Origin of the sequence: Salipiger thiooxidans (genome assembly GCF_900102075.1) — a bacterium.
Lineage (GTDB): Bacteria > Pseudomonadota > Alphaproteobacteria > Rhodobacterales > Rhodobacteraceae > Salipiger > Salipiger thiooxidans.
Genome location: NZ_FNAV01000006.1, coordinates 113,086 through 129,887 on the forward strand (window position 1 = coordinate 113,086; position 16,802 = coordinate 129,887).

Here is a 16,802-nt window from a genome sequence, read left to right on the forward strand (position 1 = left end):
GCCATTCACGGGTGTCGCGCTCGCCGCTTCGGTCGTTGTAGGGCGCCACGCTCAGGGACGGGTACTGGTTCAGCGCATCGGGGAAGACGATCTGGCTGGTCGGGACGGTCCTGTCGTCGACCTAGTAAGGGCCCTCGGGCATCCCCACGCGCACGGTCGGCGTCAGCAACCCTGCCGATTGCGCCTACGCGCGCGCCCGCGGGAAGGCGCCGACACCGGCGGCACACACGGGAGAGGCGGCGAACCCGGCGAACAGAGCGCGGCGGGTGGTGAGGACGGGGTCCTTGGGCATGATGTCTCCTGAGTTCCTTGACGTCAGGAGTTCCGCCCGTCCGGCCGGCGGTTCCGTTTCCGGAACCGATCACGGCGTCGAGAGGGTCACCAGAGCGTCTGCCTGGCCCGCTCGGGGTAGGTGCGGTCCCAGGCCCCTGCCTCGATCTCGCCGCTGGTCATCTCGTCGAGGATCTCGCCCAGAGACGGGGTCTCGGCGCTGTCGTCGCGGCCCCAGAGGCCCGAGCGCAGCAACGCCTTGGGGCATTGCGCGTAGACCTCGGCGATCTCGATCACCGCGACCGTGGCGGGCAGCATGCTCTTGCGCGCGAAGCGGCCGCGCAGCGCCTCGTCGTCGGTCAGCCACGCCTTGCCGTTCACCCGCACCACCGAGTTGTCGCCGGGCACCATGAACATCAGCGAGATGCGCCCGTCAGTGACGAGGTTGCGCAGGCTGTCGAGCCGGTTGTTGCCGCGCCAGTCGGGCAGCGCCAGCGTGCCGGGGTCGAGCTCGAGTACCACCGGGCCGTCGTCGCCGCGCGGCGTGCCGTCGGTGCCGTTCGGGCCCACGGTCGAGACGACGCAGAAGCGCGAGGCGGCGATCCACTTGCGATAGGCGGGCGTGAGCCGCCCCGCGACCTTGCGCAGCGACGCCTCGGACGGCGTCCCGTACAGCGCCTCGAGCGCCGCGATGTCCTCAATCCTTCGCATACTGCATGGCCTCCTCGTAGAGCCGGTCGCTGGCGGTTTCGACCTCCTGTTCCAGCTGACCGAGGAACGCGTCCTTCGACAGGCCGGGTTCGATCACGGGCAGGAACTCGACCACGGCGAGCCCCGGCTTGCGGTAGATGCCCTTGCGCGGCCAGAACACGCCGACGTTGGTGGCGGCGGGCACACAGGGCTGTCCGGACTGGCGGTATAGCAGCGCCGCGCCCACCTTGTAGGGCATCTTCACCTGCGGGGCGACGCGTGTTCCCTGCGGGTAGATGATCAGCTGTCCGGGCGCGGCGGCGCCCTGCGACACGTCCCTGAGCATCTTGGCGATGGCCGCCCCGCGCTTGCCGCGGTTGACCGGCACGCATCCGATCCGCAGCGCGTACTGGCCGAGGACCGGCGCCCAGAGCAGCTCGCGCTTCATGATGAACTTTGCTGCGGGCACCGCGCTGAAGATCATGATGATGTCGAGGAAGCTCTGGTGCTTGGAGGCGACGATCACCTCCTCCGTCGGCGGCGTGCCCCGGACCTCGGTCCGCAGTCCCACCATCCAGGCGGCGCACCAGCGCGTCCAGCGGCTCCAGGAGACACAGGCGACCCGCGCTCCGTGGGTCGACAGCATCGCCCACGGGAAGAACAGGATGCCGATCACCGCCATGCCACCGTACATCGCGACGAGAAAAACCAGCGAGCGCAGCCACTGGATCGCGTAACCCATCAGCTCAATCCTCCGAGTACGCGGCGCGCGGCCACCGCGGTTGCGACGAAGGCCACCGCCGCGGCCAGCGGCGGGACCAGAAGCGGCACCACCCAGTGCCAGCCCCGGAAGCCGAGCCCGGTCAGGAAGCTCGCGGTTTCGCCCGCCGGGGGCATCAGCAGCACCGCCCCGATGCCCAGCACCGTCCCCGCCGCGGCGCCCGAAAGCGCCCGCAGGGTGAAGCGCCGCACGAAGGCGCGGGCGATGTAGGCGTCGGTGGCCCCCACGAGGCGCAGCACCGCGATCACCTGCGCGTTGGCCGCCAGCGCCGCGTTGGCGGCCAGCGTCACCATGGCGCCCACGGTGGCGGCGATCATCAGCGCCGAGGCCCAGCCCAGCAACCGCAGCCGCGAGGCCGCCGCGATCAGCGGCTTGCGCCAGCGCGCGTGGTCGTCGAGCACCGCGCCGGGCACCTCGGCCTGCAGCCGCAGGCGGAGCCCGTCGGGGTCGTAGCCCTCGGGCGTTTCCAGCACCTCGATGAGCTGCGGCACGGGCAGTTGCGCCACCGGCAGGTCCGGCCCGAACCACGGCTCGAGCAGCGCCTGCTGCTCGGCCTCGCTCAGGGCGCGGGCCGAGGCGACACCGGGGGTCTGCTGCAGCAGCCGCAGCGCGGTGGCGGTCTGCTCCGCCATCTGCCCGTCGGGCGCCGAGATCCGCACCGTCGAGGCCCTTGCAAGCTCGTCGCCCCAGCTCGTGGCCAGCCGTGCCGCCGCCAGCGACAGCGCCAGCGCGAAGACCGCGAGAAAGGCCATGGCGGCAGCGGCGAAGAGCGTCAGCCGCGCGGTGAAACCGGTGGGCGGCACGACCCGGTCGGCAGCCTTGTCGCCGCGGCCGAGCGCGAACAGCGTTTGCAGCGTTGCCTTCACAGATCGACCCCCGCCGCGTTCAGCCTGCGGTTGGCGATGCGCAGCACCCGCGCCTGCACCTGCGACTTGGCGGCCCGGATGAGCTGCAGGTCGTGGGTCGCGATCAGCACCGTGACGCCCATGCGGTTGAGCTCGATCAGCAGGCGCAGCAGCCGCTGCGACATCTCCCAGTCGACGTTGCCGGTGGGTTCGTCCGCCAGCACCACCTCGGGCGACATGATGACGGCGCGGGCCAGCGCCGCGCGCTGACGCTCGCCGCCGGAAAGCTCGGGGGGCAGCGCGCCGGCGCGCTCGGTCAGCCCGACCCAGGCCATCAGCTCGCGCAGGTTGTCGTCCTGCTCGGGCATCGCCTGCCCCGCGACGGCCATCGGCAGCGCGACGTTCTCGGCCACCGAGAGGTGGTCCAGGAACTGGCAATCCTGATGCACCACGCCGATGCGGCGGCGGCTCATGGCGATGTCGTCGCGGTCCATCTGCCGGACATCCTGCCCGAACAGACGCGCGACGCCAGCGGTGGGACGCAGCGCGCCGTAACAGAGCTTGAGAAGGGTGGTCTTGCCCGCCCCGGACGGGCCGGTGAGGAAGTGAAACGACCCCGGCGCCAACTGCAGGGACAGCTCGCTCAGAAGCTCGCCGCCGCCATAGCTGTACGCCACGTTGTCCAGTTCGATCACGCCCGTTCCATCCCCGGAAAAACTCGGCCTGTTGTGCATGAGCCGCGCCGCATATGCAATCCGCGCCGCCCCGGGAAAATGGGCTTTTCCCATAGGGGTCGGTAACCTATTGTCGGCAAAGGAACGAGGCGTGAACGGTGCAGTTGATCATGGGGACGAGATGCGGCTGATTTGCCCGAATTGCGGCGCGCAATACGAGGTGCCAACGAACGTCATCCCCGAGGGCGGGCGCGATGTGCAATGCTCGAACTGCGGCCACACCTGGTTCCAGGCCCATCCCGATGACGACGCCGATCTGACGGGCGAGCTTGGCCACGGGCTTCCCGACGACGACTGGAAGGCCGACCTTCCGCCCGAGACCCCCGCCCCGGAGCCCGAGGCGGAGCCGGACCCCGAGACCATCCCCGAGCCTGACCCCGAGGAAGAACCCGAGCCGTTGCCCGTGGCCCCGCGCCCGCGCAAGCCGCGCAGCCTTGATCCCTCCGTGGCCGAGGTGCTGCGTGCCGAAGCCGAGCGCGAGGCCCGCAACCGCGCGGCCGACACGCTCGAGACCCAGCCCGAGCTCGGCCTGCAGCCCCCCGACGAGGACGACGCGGCCCGCCGTGCGCACGCGGCGCGCGAGCGCATGTCGGCGCTCCGGAGCGAGGACACCACGGCCTCGCTGGTCGGCGACGAGAGCACGGCCGCAGCGGCCGCCTCCGCCACCACCGCTGCCAGCACCCGCCGAGAGTTGCTGCCGGACATCGAGGAAATCAACCAGACCCTGCGCGCCACCGAGCGCCGCGGCATGGAGACGCCGCAGGGCCGCGCCGTGCTCGAGGACGAGGAAAAAACCGAGCGCAGCGGCTTTGCCAACGGCTTCCGGCTGGTTCTGGCCATCGTGATCATCGCGATCGCGCTCTACCTGCTGGCGCCCAGGATCGCCGGGATGTTCCCCGGTGCCGAACCCTTCCTGACCGCCTATGTCGCCAAGATCGACGCGCTGCGACTCTGGCTCGACGGCCAGGTGACCGCGATTGTGCAGATGTTCGGAGACGCGCCCGCCGAGTGAGCGCGCAATGGCGGGGCGCTCAGCCCCGCCCCTTCCACGGCACCAGCGCCTTTTCGGCAAGCCGCATCAGGATGTCGATGCCGAAGCCGATGACGCCGATCAGGATGATCCCCATGATCACGATGTCGGTAAGCTGGAACTTCGACGCCACCATGATCATCATGCCCGCGCCCTTCTCGGCCGCCACCAGTTCGGCGGCCACGACGGTGCCCCAGCACACGCCCATCGCCACCCGCGCGCCGGTGAAGATGTCCGGCAGCGAGTTCGGCACGATGACGTGGCGCATGATCTGCCACTTGCTCGCGCCCAGCGAATAGGCGGCGTGAACCTTCGAGATACTCACGCCCGAGACGCCCGAGCGCGCGGCGATGGCCATGATCCAGAGCGCGGCGAGGAACAGCAGGATGATCTTGCCCAGCTCGCCGATGCCCGCCCAGATGATCACCAGCGGGATCAGCGCCAGCGGCGGCACCGGGCGCATGAACTCGACGATGGGGTCGAACCAGCCGCGGAACCAGTCGCTGAGCCCCATGGCGTAGCCCAGCGGAATGCCGATCATAGCGCCGAAGAAGAAGCCCGCGATGACCCGGAACAGCGACCAGCCGAGGTGCTCCCAAAGGGTGCTGCCGCGATAGCCCTCGCGGGCGATCTCGCCCAGCCGCGCCATCACCGCCTCGGGCGGCGGCAGCCAGATCGGCTCCATCTGCCAGCCCTTGGCGGGCTCGAAGTTGAGCGTGCCCTTGGGCGACATGCCGACGCGGCCGTACTCGGTGATGACCTCGCCGCCCGGCGCGATGGGCTCGCCGTTGACGGCCACCACGGTGTGTCCCTCGTCGCGGCCGTGCTCGTCGTTCTGGTCCACCCGCACCAGACCCGAGCGCCAGGCGCCCACGGTGGCGGAGTCGTTCCTGGCCCAGCCCTCGCCCGGGTCGACCTCGGGCGCATCCACCTCCTCGCCCACCGGGAAGACCCGGATGGTGACGGTGGCGTCGTCGGGCGCAACGCCCTCCGCCTCGGCGGTGTAGGTGAAGGTGGCGTCGCCCACGAAGGGCCCCGGCGCGTGCAGGAAGCCCGGCACCCAGTTCGACCCGGTGAAGGCGCCCCAGAGCAGGAAGATGGTCAGCACCGAGACGACGCTGGCGATGCGGTTGGGCCGCACCGCGCTTTCGTCGCCGAAGGTGACGGTCTTGCGGGCGGTGAAATCGCCGGTGGTGCGATGCACCAGCAGCTTCACCAGCAGGAAGGAGCCCACGAAGATCGCCACGTAAATCAGGAAGACGATCATGTCGCGGCCCCCCCGGTCACTTCGGCGCGGCCCATGATCTCTTCCTCCATGTCCCAGATCATCCCGAGGATCTCCTCGCGGGTGCGGGCGAACTCTGGGTGCTTCTTCACCGCGCGCAGGTCCTCGCCCACGCCGATGTCGGCGAAGGGCAGACGGTACTCGCGGTGGATGCGCCCGGGACGCGGCGCCATCACCAGCAGGCGCTCGCCGAGAAGCAGCGCCTCTTCCACCGAGTGGGTGATGAGGATGATGGTCTTGCCGGTCTCCTTCCAGAGCTTCAGCACGAGGCTTTGCATCTTCTCGCGGGTCAGCGCGTCGAGCGCGCCCAGCGGTTCGTCCATGAGGATCACGTCGGGCTCATTGGCAAGGCAGCGGGCCAGTGCCACGCGCTGCTGCATGCCGCCGGACAGCTCGTAGACCGCCTTTTCCTTGAAGTCGCGCAGTCCGACCACCTCGAGCAGGTGGTCGACGTTGGCGCCCCAGTCACGCTCGCGCCGCCCGGCCATGCGGGGCCCGAAGCTCACGTTGTCGCGCACGTTCATCCACTCGAAGAGCGCGCCCTGCTGGAACACCATGCCGCGCTCGGCGGCGGGGCCGGTGACGCGGTGGCCGTTCAGCCGGATCTCGCCCGAGGTGGGCGCAAGGAAGCCCGCCACGATGTTGAGAAGCGTGGTCTTGCCGCAGCCCGAGGGGCCCAGCACCGAGAGCAGTTCGCCCGCGCCGAGCTCGAGCGTCACGTCCTTGAGCGCCTGCACCGAGCTGCCGTTGGGCAGGTCGAAGCGCATGGAGATCTGGTCGATGGAAAGTCCGTTCATTCCCGTCCTTCACGATGTCAGGTGCCGGGGCCGCAGGGGGCCGGCAAGGGCGCCCCTGCAAAAATCTCGTGCAAGATTCTGCGCGGGCCGGACGACAGGCCGCCCCGCGCGCCGCATCACATTCCCGAAGCCGCCTCGAGCGGGCCGGTGTTGACCGCGTCGGCGTAGCTGTCGAGCGCCGCGTCGATGGAGCCGGCGGCCACGAAGACATCCGCCACGCCCTTCATGAACTCCTGCGCGCCGCCGCCCAGCCACTTCTCGGTGAGCTGCTCCTCGACGCTCGGGAACACGAAGGTGCCGATGGTCTCCCGGGTGGCCTCGAGATCCATGCCGGCGTCCTTGGCGATAACCGGCAGCATCTTCTCGTGGTTGGCCTCGTCCGCCCACATCTCGTTGGCGTCGCGGGTGACCATCAGGAACTTCGAGACGAGGTCCGAGTTCTCGGCGACCCAGCCCGCCGGGCCCGAGGTCACGTCGAATACGAGGATGCCCAGCTCTTCCTTCTCGGCGCCGGTCAGCAGCACGTTGCCGTGCTCCTTCATGCGGCGCAGCGAGCCGCCCCAGCCGCAGGCCATGTCGACCGAGGCCTGCGCGATCGCGGCGGCGCCGTCCGGCGGCGCCATGTCGACGATCTCGAGGCTGTCGAGCGGGACGCCGAAGTGGTCCATCTGCTTGAGGAAACCGTAGTGGGCGGCGGTGCCCAGCGGCACGGCGACCTTCTTGCCGGCCAGCTCGCTTGCCGAGTCCTTGTCGATCTCGAGCGCCTCGGCCACGACGCAGTTGTCGTTGTCGGCGTAGCTCACCGCCACGTCGAGCACCTGCAGGTCCTGCCCGGCGCTGACGGCCACGACGAAGGGCGGCACGCCCTGGCTCACCGAGAGCTGAACGTCGCCCGAGGCCATCGCCGCCGACATGGCGGTGCCGGTGTCGAAGCTCACCCAGTTGATGTCGACGCCCATGGCCTCGTCGTAGAGGCCCTCGGCCTTGGCGTATTCGAACGGCATCGGCCACTCGAGGAAATAGCCCACGGTGACGGTCTCGGCATGTGCCGCACCGGCGAGCAGCGCAGCGGCTGCGGCGCCAGCCATCAGGCCCTTGAATCTGGTCATATGGAGACTCCCCTGTTCTGTTGCCCGGCTCATCACGGCCGCGCTTTTTTTCGCGGGCCTGTCCTCCGACCCGGCCCCCCGCACCATTCCCATCGGAAAACCGGCACCCGATCAATGTTTTTCCGGAGAATTCTGCCGGAAAGATCGTCGGGTTGCCCAGTGAACGGGCCGATGCCCCGGCCGCGCCGCGGCGCTCGATTTCCATGCGGCGGCGCAGCGATCCCTGCTGCCCCCGGTGGTTGGGGTGTTGCCTAGGCTGACCATGTGTGTGCTAACATTCGCTGCAACACGGCCCGCGCGCCGTTCCCTTGCAGACCGGGAGTCACGAAATGGACGGCACCACCACCCAGAACGATCTCAGCCACGTCGTCGAGGCCGACAAGCGCCACGTCTGGCACCATCTCGTGCAGCACAAGGCCTTCGAGACCTCGGACCCGCGCATCATCGTCGAGGGCAAGGGCATGCGTGTCTGGGACCAGCACGGACGCGAGCACATCGACGCCGTCTCGGGCGCCGTCTGGACGGTGAACGTGGGCTACGGCCGCAAGAGCATCGTCGACGCCATGTCCGAGCAGCTGATGAAGCTGAACTATTTCGCCGGCGCCGCGGGCTCGGTGCCCGGCGCGCTGTTTGCCGAGAAGCTGATCTCGAAGATGCCGGGGATGAGCCGGGTCTATTACACGAACTCCGGTTCCGAGGCGAACGAGAAGGCCTTCAAGATGGTCCGCCAGATCGCCCACAAGCGCTATGGCGGCAAGAAGCACAAGATCCTCTACCGCGAGCGCGACTACCACGGCTCGACCATCGGGGCGATGTCCTGCGGCGGCCAGGTCGAGCGCAACATTCAGTACGGCCCCTTCGCGCCGGGCTTCGTCGAGGTGCCGCATTGCCTTGAATACCGCGCCCAGTGGGACCTGACGGGCGAGGCCTATGGCCAGCGTGCCGCCGATGCCATCGAGGAAGTCATCCTGCGCGAGGGCCCCGACACCGTGGGCGCGCTCTGCCTCGAGCCGGTGACCGCCGGTGGTGGCGTCATCGTCCCGCCCCCGGGTTACTGGGAACGCGTGCAGGAGATCTGCCGCAAGTACGACATTCTGCTGCACATCGACGAGGTGGTCTGCGGCGTGGGCCGCACCGGCACGCACTGGTTCGGCTACCAGCATTACGGCATCGAGCCCGACTTCGTGACCATGGCCAAGGGCGTCGCCTCGGGCTACGCCGCCATCGCCTGCTGCGTGACCTCCGAGCGGGTCTTCGACCTCTTCAAGGACGATGCCAGCGATCCGATGAACTACTTCCGCGACATCTCGACCTTCGGCGGCTGCACCGCAGGCCCCGCCGCGGCGCTCGAGAACATGCGCATCATCGAGGACGAGAACCTGCTCGAGAACACCACCAGGATGGGCGACTACATGCTCGACCGGCTGGGCGAGCTCATGGACAAGCACGCCGTCATCGGCGACGTGCGCGGCAAGGGCCTGTTCCTCGGGGCCGAGCTGGTCAGCGACCGCGACGCCAGGACCCCGGTGACCGAGGCGCAGATCGGCGCCGTGGTGGCGGGCTGTGCCACCGAGGGCGTCATCATCGGCGCCACCAACCGCTCGGTGCCGGGGCTCAACAACGTGCTCTGCTTCGCGCCCGCGCTGATCGCCACAAAGGACGACATCGACCAGATCGTCGGTGCCGTCGACAAGAGCCTGGCGAAGGTCTTCGCCTGACACGATGAACACGATGGACGAGACGAAGACCAACGATCACGGCCAACCGGTCGGCCAGCCGGTCGGCGGAGACTTCCCGCGCCCCCTGCCCCCGCGCAGCCCCAACGAGGGCCGTTTCGTGCGGCTCGAACCGCTGACCGTGGCCCATGCCGCGGGGCTCTTCGGGGCCTTCGCCGAGGACGCGGGCGGCCGTGGCTGGACATACCTGCCGCGCGGGCCCTTCACCGACCTCGCCGATGCCGAAGCCTGGGCCGCCACCGCCGAGCAGAGCCGGGACCCGCTCTACTTCGCCATCTGCGCGCCCGATGGCACCCCGCTGGGGTTCTGCTCCTACCTGCGGATCGACCCGGCCAACGGCGTGATCGAGGTGGGCTTCATCCACCTGTCCCCGCGCCTGCAGCGCACCGCCGCCGCCACCGAGGCCATGTTCCTGATGATGGCCCGCGCCTTCGACGAGCTCGGCTATCGCCGCTACGAGTGGAAATGCGACGCGCTCAACATGCCGTCGCGCCGCGCCGCCCAGCGGCTCGGGTTCAGCTACGAGGGCACCTTCCGGCAGGCGGTGATCGTCAAGGGCCGCAACCGCGACACCGCGTGGTTCTCGATCATCGACGGCGAATGGCCCTCGCTTCGGGCGCGCTTCCAGGCGTGGCTGGATCCGTCCAACTTCGACGCCGACGGCCGGCAGATCCTGCCGCTGTCCGAGGCCTGAGCCTCAGCGCTCCGACGCCGCCTGCCGCGCCTGCCGCAGGCGGTCGCTGAGGCCGTGGATCTCGTCGCGCAGACGCACGAGGTCCTCGACCGGCAGCCCGATCCGTTCCGCCAGACAGCCCGGCACATGAGCCGCCCGCGCCTGCAGCGCCCGTCCCGCCTCGGTGAGGCGGATCAGCACCCGCCGCTCGTCCTCGGGGTCGCGGCTGCGCAGGATCTGGCCCTGTGCCTCGAGCCGCTTGAGCAGCGGCGTGAGCGTGTTCGATTCCAGCCGCAGCTCGCGCCCGAGCGCCCCCACCGTGCGCCCGTCCTCGGCCCAGAGCGCCGTCATCACCAGATACTGCGGATAGGTCAGGCCGATGTCGTCGAGCAGGTCGGCATAGGCCTGCTGCATCGCGTGCTGCGCCGAGTAGAGCGCGAAACAGATCATGTCGGGAGGTGTCAGCTGCATTTCCGGAAAATAGATCGCACGCGACAGGATCGCAAGGGAGTTGACTCGCGGTGGCTCGCCCCCTATTTATATCGCACACGATATAATCGCAAACGAATGGAAAACCTCATGTCCGTCGATCCCAAGTACTGGGCCGAAGCCACCGCGTTTGGCGGCGGCCGCAACGGTCACGCGAAACTGGCCAGCGGAATGCTGACCGTCACCATGTCGAGCCCCAAGGAGCTTGGCGGCGACGGCAAGGGCCACAACCCCGAAGAGCTCTTCGCGCTTGGCTACGCGGCCTGCTACCTCAGCGCGATGCGCTTCGCGGCGCAGAGCGAGAAGCTCGGCACCGTGCCCGATGATGCCTCGGTGAACGCCCATGTGGGGATCGGCCCGCGCAGCGACGGCGGTTTCGGCCTGAAGGTCACGCTCGAGGTCTCCCTGCCGGGGCTGGAGCGCGACGTGGCCGAGAAGATCGCCGAGCGCGGCCACTTCATCTGCCCCTACTCGAACGCCACCAAGGGCAACATCGAGGTCGAGATCGTCGTCCTCTGAAGCCCCCTCTCCCGCGCGCCCGCACCTGCAGGCGGGTCGCGCGCACCGGGGTAATGCACGCCAGGTGCTGAAGGCAAAAAGAAAGGACCGCCGAAGCGGTCCTTGGAATCCGAAGCCTCCCGAAGGAGCTTCCGAAAGGATCAGCCGTTGACGCTGTCCTTGAGGGCCTTGGCGATGGTCATCTTGACCTGCTTGTCGGCCTCTTTCTTGAACTGCTCGCCGGTCGCGGGGTTGCGGACCATGCGCTCCGGGCGCTCGCGGCAATAGATCTTGCCGACGCCAGGAAGGGTCACTGCACCACCGTCGGCGACTTCCTTGGTGATGATGCCGGTGATCGCGTCCAGCGCGGCGGACGCGGTTTTTTTGTCTGCGCCCATCTCCTCGGCCAGTGCGGCCACAAGCTGGGTTTTGGTCATCGGTTTCGCCATTTCATGGTCTCCTTAACTGCCCGAAGTAATGGGCCTCGTCGCGTAAGCGTAACATTATATGGAGTTCAAACACAACGAATAGTGGGTGTTTGCAAGGGAAAACTGCGCATATTGCGGTGTTTCGGCGGTGTTCCTCCACTTCAGAGGAAAGCTGTTTCCTCAAAGCTACGCAGCTTCCGGCTATGCAGCCTCTCGAGCGGCATTCCGCGAAGCCGTTCCATCGCGCGAATGCCGATCATCAGGTGCCGCGCGACCTGCGTCTTGTAGAAGTCGCTGGCCATGCCGGGAAGCTTCAATTCGCCGTGCAGCGGTTTGTCGCTGACACAGAGCAGCGTGCCGTAGGGCACCCGGAAGCGGAAGCCGTTGGCGGCGATCGTCGCGCTTTCCATGTCGAGCGCCACGGCCCGGGATTGCGACAGCCGCTGCACCGGGCCGGACTGATCGCGCAGCTCCCAGTTGCGGTTGTCGACCGAGGCCACGGTGCCGGTCCGCATCACCCGCTTGAGGTCGTAGCCGTCGAGCTGGGTCTCCTCGGCCACGGCGGTCTCGAGCGCGACCTGGATCTCGGCCAGCGCTGGGATCGGCACCCAGACGGGCAGGTCGTCGTCGAGCACCTTGTCCTCGCGCAAGTAGGCGTGGGCCAGCACGAAGTCGCCCAGCGACTGCGAACTGCGCAGCCCGGCGCAGTGCCCCACCATCAGCCAGGCATGCGGGCGCAGCACGGCGATGTGGTCGGTGGCGGTCTTGGCGTTCGAGGGCCCCACCCCGATGTTCACCAGCGTGATGCCCGCGCCGTGCGGGCGCTTGAGGTGGTAGGTCGGCATCTGCGGCATCTTGGGGCTGAGAGGCAGCGCGGCCTCGGCATCGGTGATCTCGGCGTTGCCGGTCGAGACGAAGCTGGTGTAGCCGCTGTCCGGATCGGCGAGCTGCTGGCGGGCATAGGCCTCGAACTCGCTGACGTAGAACTGGTAGTTGGTGAACAGCACGTGGTTCTGGAAGTGCCTGGGATCGGTCGCGGTGTAATGCGCGAGCCGCGCCAGAGAGTAGTCGACCCGCTGCGCGGTGAACGGCGCGAGCGGCCCGGCGCCATCCTCGGCGGGCTTGGCGACACCGTTCACGATGTCGTCGTTGGTCACGCTCAGGTCGGGCACGTCGAAGACGTCGCGCAGCACGAAGCGCCCCGCCCCCTCCTGCGGCACCGTGAGCTCGGGATAGTTGGCGACGGCGAAATGCACCGGCATCGGCGTCGTCGAGAGCCCCACCTGCACCGGCACCCCGTGGTTCTCGAGCAGCAGGCGGATCTGCTGCTTGAGGTAGTGCCGGAACAGGTCCGGGCGGGTGATGCTGGTGGCGTGGGTGCCGGGCGCGGGCACGTGGCCAAAGCTCAGGCGGCTGTCGACCTTGGCGTGGCTCGTGGTGGTGATGCGCACCTCGGGATAGAAGGCGCGGATGCGCACCCCGGGGTGCCCGTCGCTCATCGCCGCGAGGAACCGGTCGTGCAGGAAGCCCGCGGACAGGTCGTAGAGCTCGCAGAGACGATCCACCGCGGCCCCCGCATCGGAGAAGAGTTCGGGCTCCGGAGCCTCCGGGCTGACGATCTCCAGTGGGGCGTACGAGTCCTGCATGCTTGCCTCTCTTTCGGCCTGTTTCCCGGCAAACTGGCATCAAGGAGAGGGGCGTTCAAGCGGCAGTGTGACCGTTAACCATGAAACCGCTGCGTCACGGCACATCCCAGGGGCGAAAACCGCCCTGCCCTCGCCCTGCACTCGCCGTGCCCCGGACCGGCACCCCGACCGCCCCCCGAAACGCGAAACGCCCCGCGACCGGTGTCGCGGGGCGTTCGTCAATTCGCCTTGTGGCGCGATCAGGCCCGGACCAGCGCCTCGTAGGAGGCGGCGATGTCCAGCACCAGGTTGCCGACGGTGAAGGTGTAGTCGCCGATCTGGCCAACCGGGGTGACCTCGGCGGCGGTGCCGGTCAGGAAGCAGCCCTCGAAGTTCGAGAGTTCCTCGGGCATGATGTGGCGCTCATGCACGGTGATGCCCTTCTCCTTCATCATCTTGATGACGGTCTGACGGGTCAGGCCGTTGAGGAAGCAGTCCGCCAGCGGGGTGTGAACCTCACCATCCTTCACGAAGAAGATGTTGGCGCCGGTCGCCTCGGCCACGTAGCCGCGGTAATCCATGAACAGCGCATCCGAGCAGCCCTTGGCCTCGGCCTCGTGCTTGGAGATGGTGCAGATCATGTAGAGACCCGCGGCCTTTGCGTTCACGGGGATGGTCTCGGGGCTCGGGCGCTTCCAGCGCGCGATGTCGAGCTTGGCGCCCTTGGTCTTGGCGTCGCCGTAGTAGTTGCCCCACTCCCATGTCGCGATGCCGAGGTGGACCGGGTTGCGCGACGAGGCGACGCCCATGTCCATGCCCGCACCACGCCACGCGATCGCGCGGACATAGGCGTTGGTGAAACCGTTGGCCTTGAGGACCTCGTCCTTGGCCGCGTCGATCTCTTCGGCGGTGTAGGGGATCTCGAAGCCGAGCTCGCCGGCCGAGAAGATCAGCCGCTTCGAGTGCTCGTGGCCGAGGAAGATCTTGCCGTTGTAGGCCCGCTCGCCTTCGAAGACCGAGCTGGCGTAGTGCAGCGCGTGGGTCAGTACGTGCACCTGCGCGTCCCGCCACTCCACCAGCTTGCCGTCCAGCCAGATCTTACCGTCGCGGTCGTCATATGCACCTTCCATAACCATTCTCCTTCTGGCGCGCATGCAGTTCAGTTTGACTTAGCTTTTCATTTGTTGCGCTATTTACGTCCGACGCGGACATAATATTGCGGAAAAACTGCGACTCGCTAACAGTTCAGTATTGGAATGTCAACAACGCTGACTTAAAGTGCCCAAAACTTGGGAGACAGAGGGGGACATGAGCATGGCGGACGGTCCTGGCACGCAGGCACATGTTGGGGAGGCACTCCTCTACCTTACGGACGAACAGCTCCGGCAGGGTATCGAGGCAATGTACTTTGCTTATCGGGCGTTTACCGCCGATCCCGACCGCATCCTGCAGGGGCTCGACTACGGGCGCGCTCATCACCGCGCGGTGCACTTCATCAACATCGTGCCCGGCACCACGGTGAACAACCTGCTGTCGATCCTCGGCGTCACCAAACAGTCGCTCAATCGTGTCCTGCGCACCCTGATCGAGGACGGTCTGGTCGAAAGCCGAGTCGGCCGCGCCGACAAGCGCGAGCGGCACCTGTTCCTGACCGAAGCGGGCAAGGAACTCGAACACCGGCTCTCGGACGCGCAGCGCGCCCGCATGCGCGCCGCCTACCGGCAGGTCGGACCCGAGGCCGTGGCCGGATTCCGCAAGGTGCTCGAGGCGATGATGGATCCCGAAATGCGCCGCCACTACTCCGGCCTGCGCGAGGTGCGCGGATGACCGACCCGGACGCGCATATCCTGATCGTCGACGACGACGAGCGGATCCGGGGACTGCTGCAGAAGTTCCTCATACGGCATGGTTTTCTGGTCAGCGCCGCACGCGACGCGGCGCACGCCCGCCGCCTGCTCGAAGGGCTCGAGTTCGACATGATCGTGCTCGACGTGATGATGCCCGGCGAGGACGGCGTCAGCCTCACCCGCGCCATCCGCGAGCGCGGCTCCCGGACGCCGATCATGCTGCTGACCGCGCGGGGCGAGACCGAGGACCGGATCAAGGGGCTCGAGGCGGGGGCCGACGACTATCTCGCCAAGCCCTTCGAGCCCAAGGAGCTGCTGCTGCGCATCAACGCGATCCTGCGCCGGGTGCCCGACACCCGCGCCGAGGAGGCCGCGCCGAAGCTGCTGACCCTCGGCCCGATCCGCTACGACATCGAGCGCGGCGAGATGTGGCGGGGCGAAGAGCTTGTCCGGCTCACCGCCACCGAGAGCCAGCTCATGCGGATCTTCTCGGCCAAGCCCGGCGAGGCGCTGAGCCGCACCAAGCTGGTCGAGGAGCTCGGCCGCGACAAGGGGCAGGCGCAGGAACGCGCGGTCGACGTGCAGATCACCCGGCTTCGGCGCAAGATCGAGAGCGACCCGAAGCAGCCGCGCTACCTGCAGACGGTGCGCGGCGCGGGCTACATGCTGGCACCCGACTGATCCCTCCTGCCGGTTTCTGCCGGCTCGTAACAATTGCAGGAAATCGCGGGTTGCCCACTGGCGGCAGGTACGGAATCCTGTCGCGCATTGACGTCAGGGGGAGGACCGTCATGACGACCGCACTCATCACGCACGCCGACTGCCACGACCACATCACCCCGGACGGCCACCCCGAGCGGGTGGCCCGGCTCGACCACCTGCTGCACGCGCTGGCACCGCTCGACCTGCTGCGCCTCGCCGCCCCCGCCGCGAGCGACGCCGATATCGCAAGGGTCCACCCGCAGCGCTACATCGACCGCATCAAGCGCGCCGCGCCCGAGCAGGGACAGGTGGCGCTCGATTCCGACACATGGGTGTCGCCGGGTTCCATGCAGGCCGCGCGCCGCGGCGCGGGCGCCGCGATTCGCGCCGTCGACGCGGTGATGTCGCGCGAGGCGACGAACGCCTTCTGCGCCACCCGTCCGCCCGGCCACCACGCCGAACGCGAGACGCCCATGGGCTTCTGCCTCTTCGGCAACGCCGCGCTCGCGGCCAAGTACGCGCTCGACCACCACGGGCTGGAGCGCGTCGCGGTGGTGGATTTCGACGTGCACCATGGCAACGGCACGCAGGACCTGCTCTGGGACGAGGAGCGAATCCTCTTCGTCTCGTCCCAGCAGTTCCCGCTCTGGCCCGGCACCGGCGCCGCCACCGAAACCGGCGCCCACGACAACGTGGTGAACCTGCCGCTGCGTCCCGGCAGCGGCGGCTCCGAGATGCGCGACGCCTACCGCGGCGGCGCCTTCCCGCGGCTCGAGGCCTTTGAGCCGCAGATGATGATCATCTCGGCCGGGTTCGATGCACATCACGACGACCCGCTGGCGCAACTCGCGTGGCAGGCCGAGGATTTCCGCTGGCTCACCCACGAGCTCTGCCGCATCGCCACCACCCATTGCAGGCGACGGGTGGTCTCGGTGCTGGAAGGCGGATATGATCTCGCTGCCCTCGCCGCATCCGGACGGGCACATGTGGAAGAACTGATCGAGGCAGGAAAATGAGCAGCGATACGCCGGTCGAGGAGATGAGTTTCGAGCAGGCCATGGCCGAGCTCGAGCAGGTTGTGGGCCAGCTCGAACGCGGCGAGGTGCCGCTGGACCAGTCGATCGCCCTCTACGAGCGCGGCGCCAAGCTCAAGGCGCGCTGCGAGAAGAAGCTCAAGGACGCCGAGGAGAAGGTCGCCGCGATCACCCTCGACGCCAATGGCGAGCCCGCCGGACTGAAGACCGTCGAGGGGCTCTGACCTTC

At 68.2% G+C, this 16,802-nt stretch carries 19 protein-coding genes; 8 read left to right on the forward strand and 11 right to left on the reverse strand.

Annotation, left to right across the window (positions count from 1 at the left end; translation table 11 throughout):
• Nucleotides 1–378: 378 nt before the first annotated feature.
• Genes BLQ77_RS10540 through BLQ77_RS10555 form a run of 4 tightly spaced genes read right to left on the reverse strand, consistent with a single transcriptional unit; the run spans nt 379 to nt 3,281 of the window.
• Nucleotides 379–981 carry a pyridoxamine 5'-phosphate oxidase family protein gene (locus BLQ77_RS10540; protein WP_008883226.1) on the reverse strand — a complete coding sequence of 201 codons (603 nt, stop codon included), beginning with the start codon at nt 979–981 and terminating at the stop codon, nt 379–381.
• On the reverse strand, nt 968–1,702 hold the full coding sequence (locus tag BLQ77_RS10545; protein ID WP_089958674.1) for a lysophospholipid acyltransferase family protein: 735 nt from the start codon (nt 1,700–1,702) through the stop codon (nt 968–970). The genes BLQ77_RS10540 and BLQ77_RS10545 overlap by 14 nt, the downstream gene beginning before the upstream one ends.
• Nucleotides 1,702–2,607, reverse strand: coding sequence for a cell division protein FtsX (locus BLQ77_RS10550; protein ID WP_089958677.1), 906 nt, complete (start codon nt 2,605–2,607; stop codon nt 1,702–1,704). Before BLQ77_RS10550 ends, BLQ77_RS10545 begins: the two co-directional genes overlap by 1 nt.
• Nucleotides 2,604–3,281, reverse strand: coding sequence for a cell division ATP-binding protein FtsE (locus BLQ77_RS10555; protein ID WP_008883248.1), 678 nt, complete (start codon nt 3,279–3,281; stop codon nt 2,604–2,606). Before BLQ77_RS10555 ends, BLQ77_RS10550 begins: the two co-directional genes overlap by 4 nt.
• A gap of 130 nt (nt 3,282–3,411) precedes the next feature.
• Here BLQ77_RS10555 and BLQ77_RS10560 point away from each other — a divergent pair, with 130 nt between their 5' ends.
• Entirely contained in the window at nt 3,412–4,332 is a 921-nt protein-coding gene (locus BLQ77_RS10560) for a zinc-ribbon domain-containing protein (RefSeq protein WP_242661683.1), read from the forward strand.
• Nucleotides 4,333–4,351: 19 nt separating this feature from the next.
• On the opposite strand, the gene BLQ77_RS10565 is transcribed toward BLQ77_RS10560, so the two are convergent.
• The 3 genes from BLQ77_RS10565 to BLQ77_RS10575 all read right to left on the reverse strand — a co-directional run bounded on the left by BLQ77_RS10565 (nt 4,352) and on the right by BLQ77_RS10575 (nt 7,541).
• The gene (locus tag BLQ77_RS10565; RefSeq protein ID WP_089958681.1) at nt 4,352–5,617 is read right to left on the reverse strand and encodes an ABC transporter permease; all 1,266 of its coding nucleotides are present in this window, start codon (nt 5,615–5,617) and stop codon (nt 4,352–4,354) included.
• Entirely contained in the window at nt 5,614–6,432 is an 819-nt protein-coding gene (locus tag BLQ77_RS10570) for a taurine ABC transporter ATP-binding protein (protein WP_089958685.1), read from the reverse strand. Before BLQ77_RS10570 ends, BLQ77_RS10565 begins: the two co-directional genes overlap by 4 nt.
• 116 nt (nt 6,433–6,548) lie before the next feature.
• A complete protein-coding gene (locus BLQ77_RS10575) occupies nt 6,549–7,541 on the reverse strand; it encodes a taurine ABC transporter substrate-binding protein (protein ID WP_089958688.1) in 993 nt (330 codons plus the stop codon).
• Between the two features lie 329 nt (nt 7,542–7,870).
• Here BLQ77_RS10575 and BLQ77_RS10580 point away from each other — a divergent pair, with 329 nt between their 5' ends.
• The gene (locus BLQ77_RS10580) at nt 7,871–9,259 is read left to right on the forward strand and encodes an aminotransferase family protein (RefSeq protein ID WP_089958692.1); all 1,389 of its coding nucleotides are present in this window, start codon (nt 7,871–7,873) and stop codon (nt 9,257–9,259) included.
• A gap of 13 nt (nt 9,260–9,272) precedes the next feature.
• Nucleotides 9,273–9,971: a GNAT family N-acetyltransferase gene (locus tag BLQ77_RS10585; protein ID WP_089959103.1), complete on the forward strand. Its 699-nt coding sequence runs from the start codon at nt 9,273–9,275 to the stop codon at nt 9,969–9,971.
• A 3-nt stretch (nt 9,972–9,974) separates the two neighbouring features.
• On the opposite strand, the gene BLQ77_RS10590 is transcribed toward BLQ77_RS10585, so the two are convergent.
• Nucleotides 9,975–10,400: a MarR family winged helix-turn-helix transcriptional regulator gene (locus BLQ77_RS10590; RefSeq protein ID WP_278184694.1), complete on the reverse strand. Its 426-nt coding sequence runs from the start codon at nt 10,398–10,400 to the stop codon at nt 9,975–9,977.
• Between the two features lie 129 nt (nt 10,401–10,529).
• Here BLQ77_RS10590 and BLQ77_RS10595 point away from each other — a divergent pair, with 129 nt between their 5' ends.
• Complete coding sequence (locus BLQ77_RS10595; RefSeq protein ID WP_089959106.1) at nt 10,530–10,958, forward strand: organic hydroperoxide resistance protein; 429 nt, start codon at nt 10,530–10,532, stop codon at nt 10,956–10,958.
• 140 nt (nt 10,959–11,098) lie between these two features.
• On the opposite strand, the gene BLQ77_RS10600 is transcribed toward BLQ77_RS10595, so the two are convergent.
• The 3 genes from BLQ77_RS10600 to BLQ77_RS10610 form a co-directional block, all read right to left on the reverse strand.
• The gene (locus tag BLQ77_RS10600; protein ID WP_008883113.1) at nt 11,099–11,386 is read right to left on the reverse strand and encodes an HU family DNA-binding protein; all 288 of its coding nucleotides are present in this window, start codon (nt 11,384–11,386) and stop codon (nt 11,099–11,101) included.
• A gap of 140 nt (nt 11,387–11,526) precedes the next feature.
• Nucleotides 11,527–13,011: an AMP nucleosidase gene (locus BLQ77_RS10605; RefSeq protein ID WP_089958700.1), complete on the reverse strand. Its 1,485-nt coding sequence runs from the start codon at nt 13,009–13,011 to the stop codon at nt 11,527–11,529.
• Nucleotides 13,012–13,250: 239 nt separating this feature from the next.
• A complete protein-coding gene (locus tag BLQ77_RS10610; RefSeq protein ID WP_008883276.1) occupies nt 13,251–14,120 on the reverse strand; it encodes a branched-chain amino acid aminotransferase in 870 nt (289 codons plus the stop codon).
• 184 nt (nt 14,121–14,304) lie between these two features.
• Here BLQ77_RS10610 and BLQ77_RS10615 point away from each other — a divergent pair, with 184 nt between their 5' ends.
• The 4 genes from BLQ77_RS10615 to BLQ77_RS10630 all read left to right on the forward strand — a co-directional run bounded on the left by BLQ77_RS10615 (nt 14,305) and on the right by BLQ77_RS10630 (nt 16,797).
• Nucleotides 14,305–14,817, forward strand: coding sequence for a MarR family winged helix-turn-helix transcriptional regulator (locus BLQ77_RS10615; RefSeq protein ID WP_089959109.1), 513 nt, complete (start codon nt 14,305–14,307; stop codon nt 14,815–14,817).
• On the forward strand, nt 14,814–15,518 hold the full coding sequence (locus BLQ77_RS10620; protein ID WP_008883333.1) for a response regulator: 705 nt from the start codon (nt 14,814–14,816) through the stop codon (nt 15,516–15,518). Before BLQ77_RS10615 ends, BLQ77_RS10620 begins: the two co-directional genes overlap by 4 nt.
• Before the next feature lie 110 nt (nt 15,519–15,628).
• Nucleotides 15,629–16,555: a histone deacetylase family protein gene (locus BLQ77_RS10625; protein ID WP_089958703.1), complete on the forward strand. Its 927-nt coding sequence runs from the start codon at nt 15,629–15,631 to the stop codon at nt 16,553–16,555.
• Nucleotides 16,552–16,797 (forward strand): exodeoxyribonuclease VII small subunit, encoded by a 246-nt coding sequence (locus tag BLQ77_RS10630; protein ID WP_008882980.1) that lies wholly within the window; start codon nt 16,552–16,554, stop codon nt 16,795–16,797. The genes BLQ77_RS10625 and BLQ77_RS10630 overlap by 4 nt, the downstream gene beginning before the upstream one ends.
• Nucleotides 16,798–16,802: the final 5 nt, after the last annotated feature.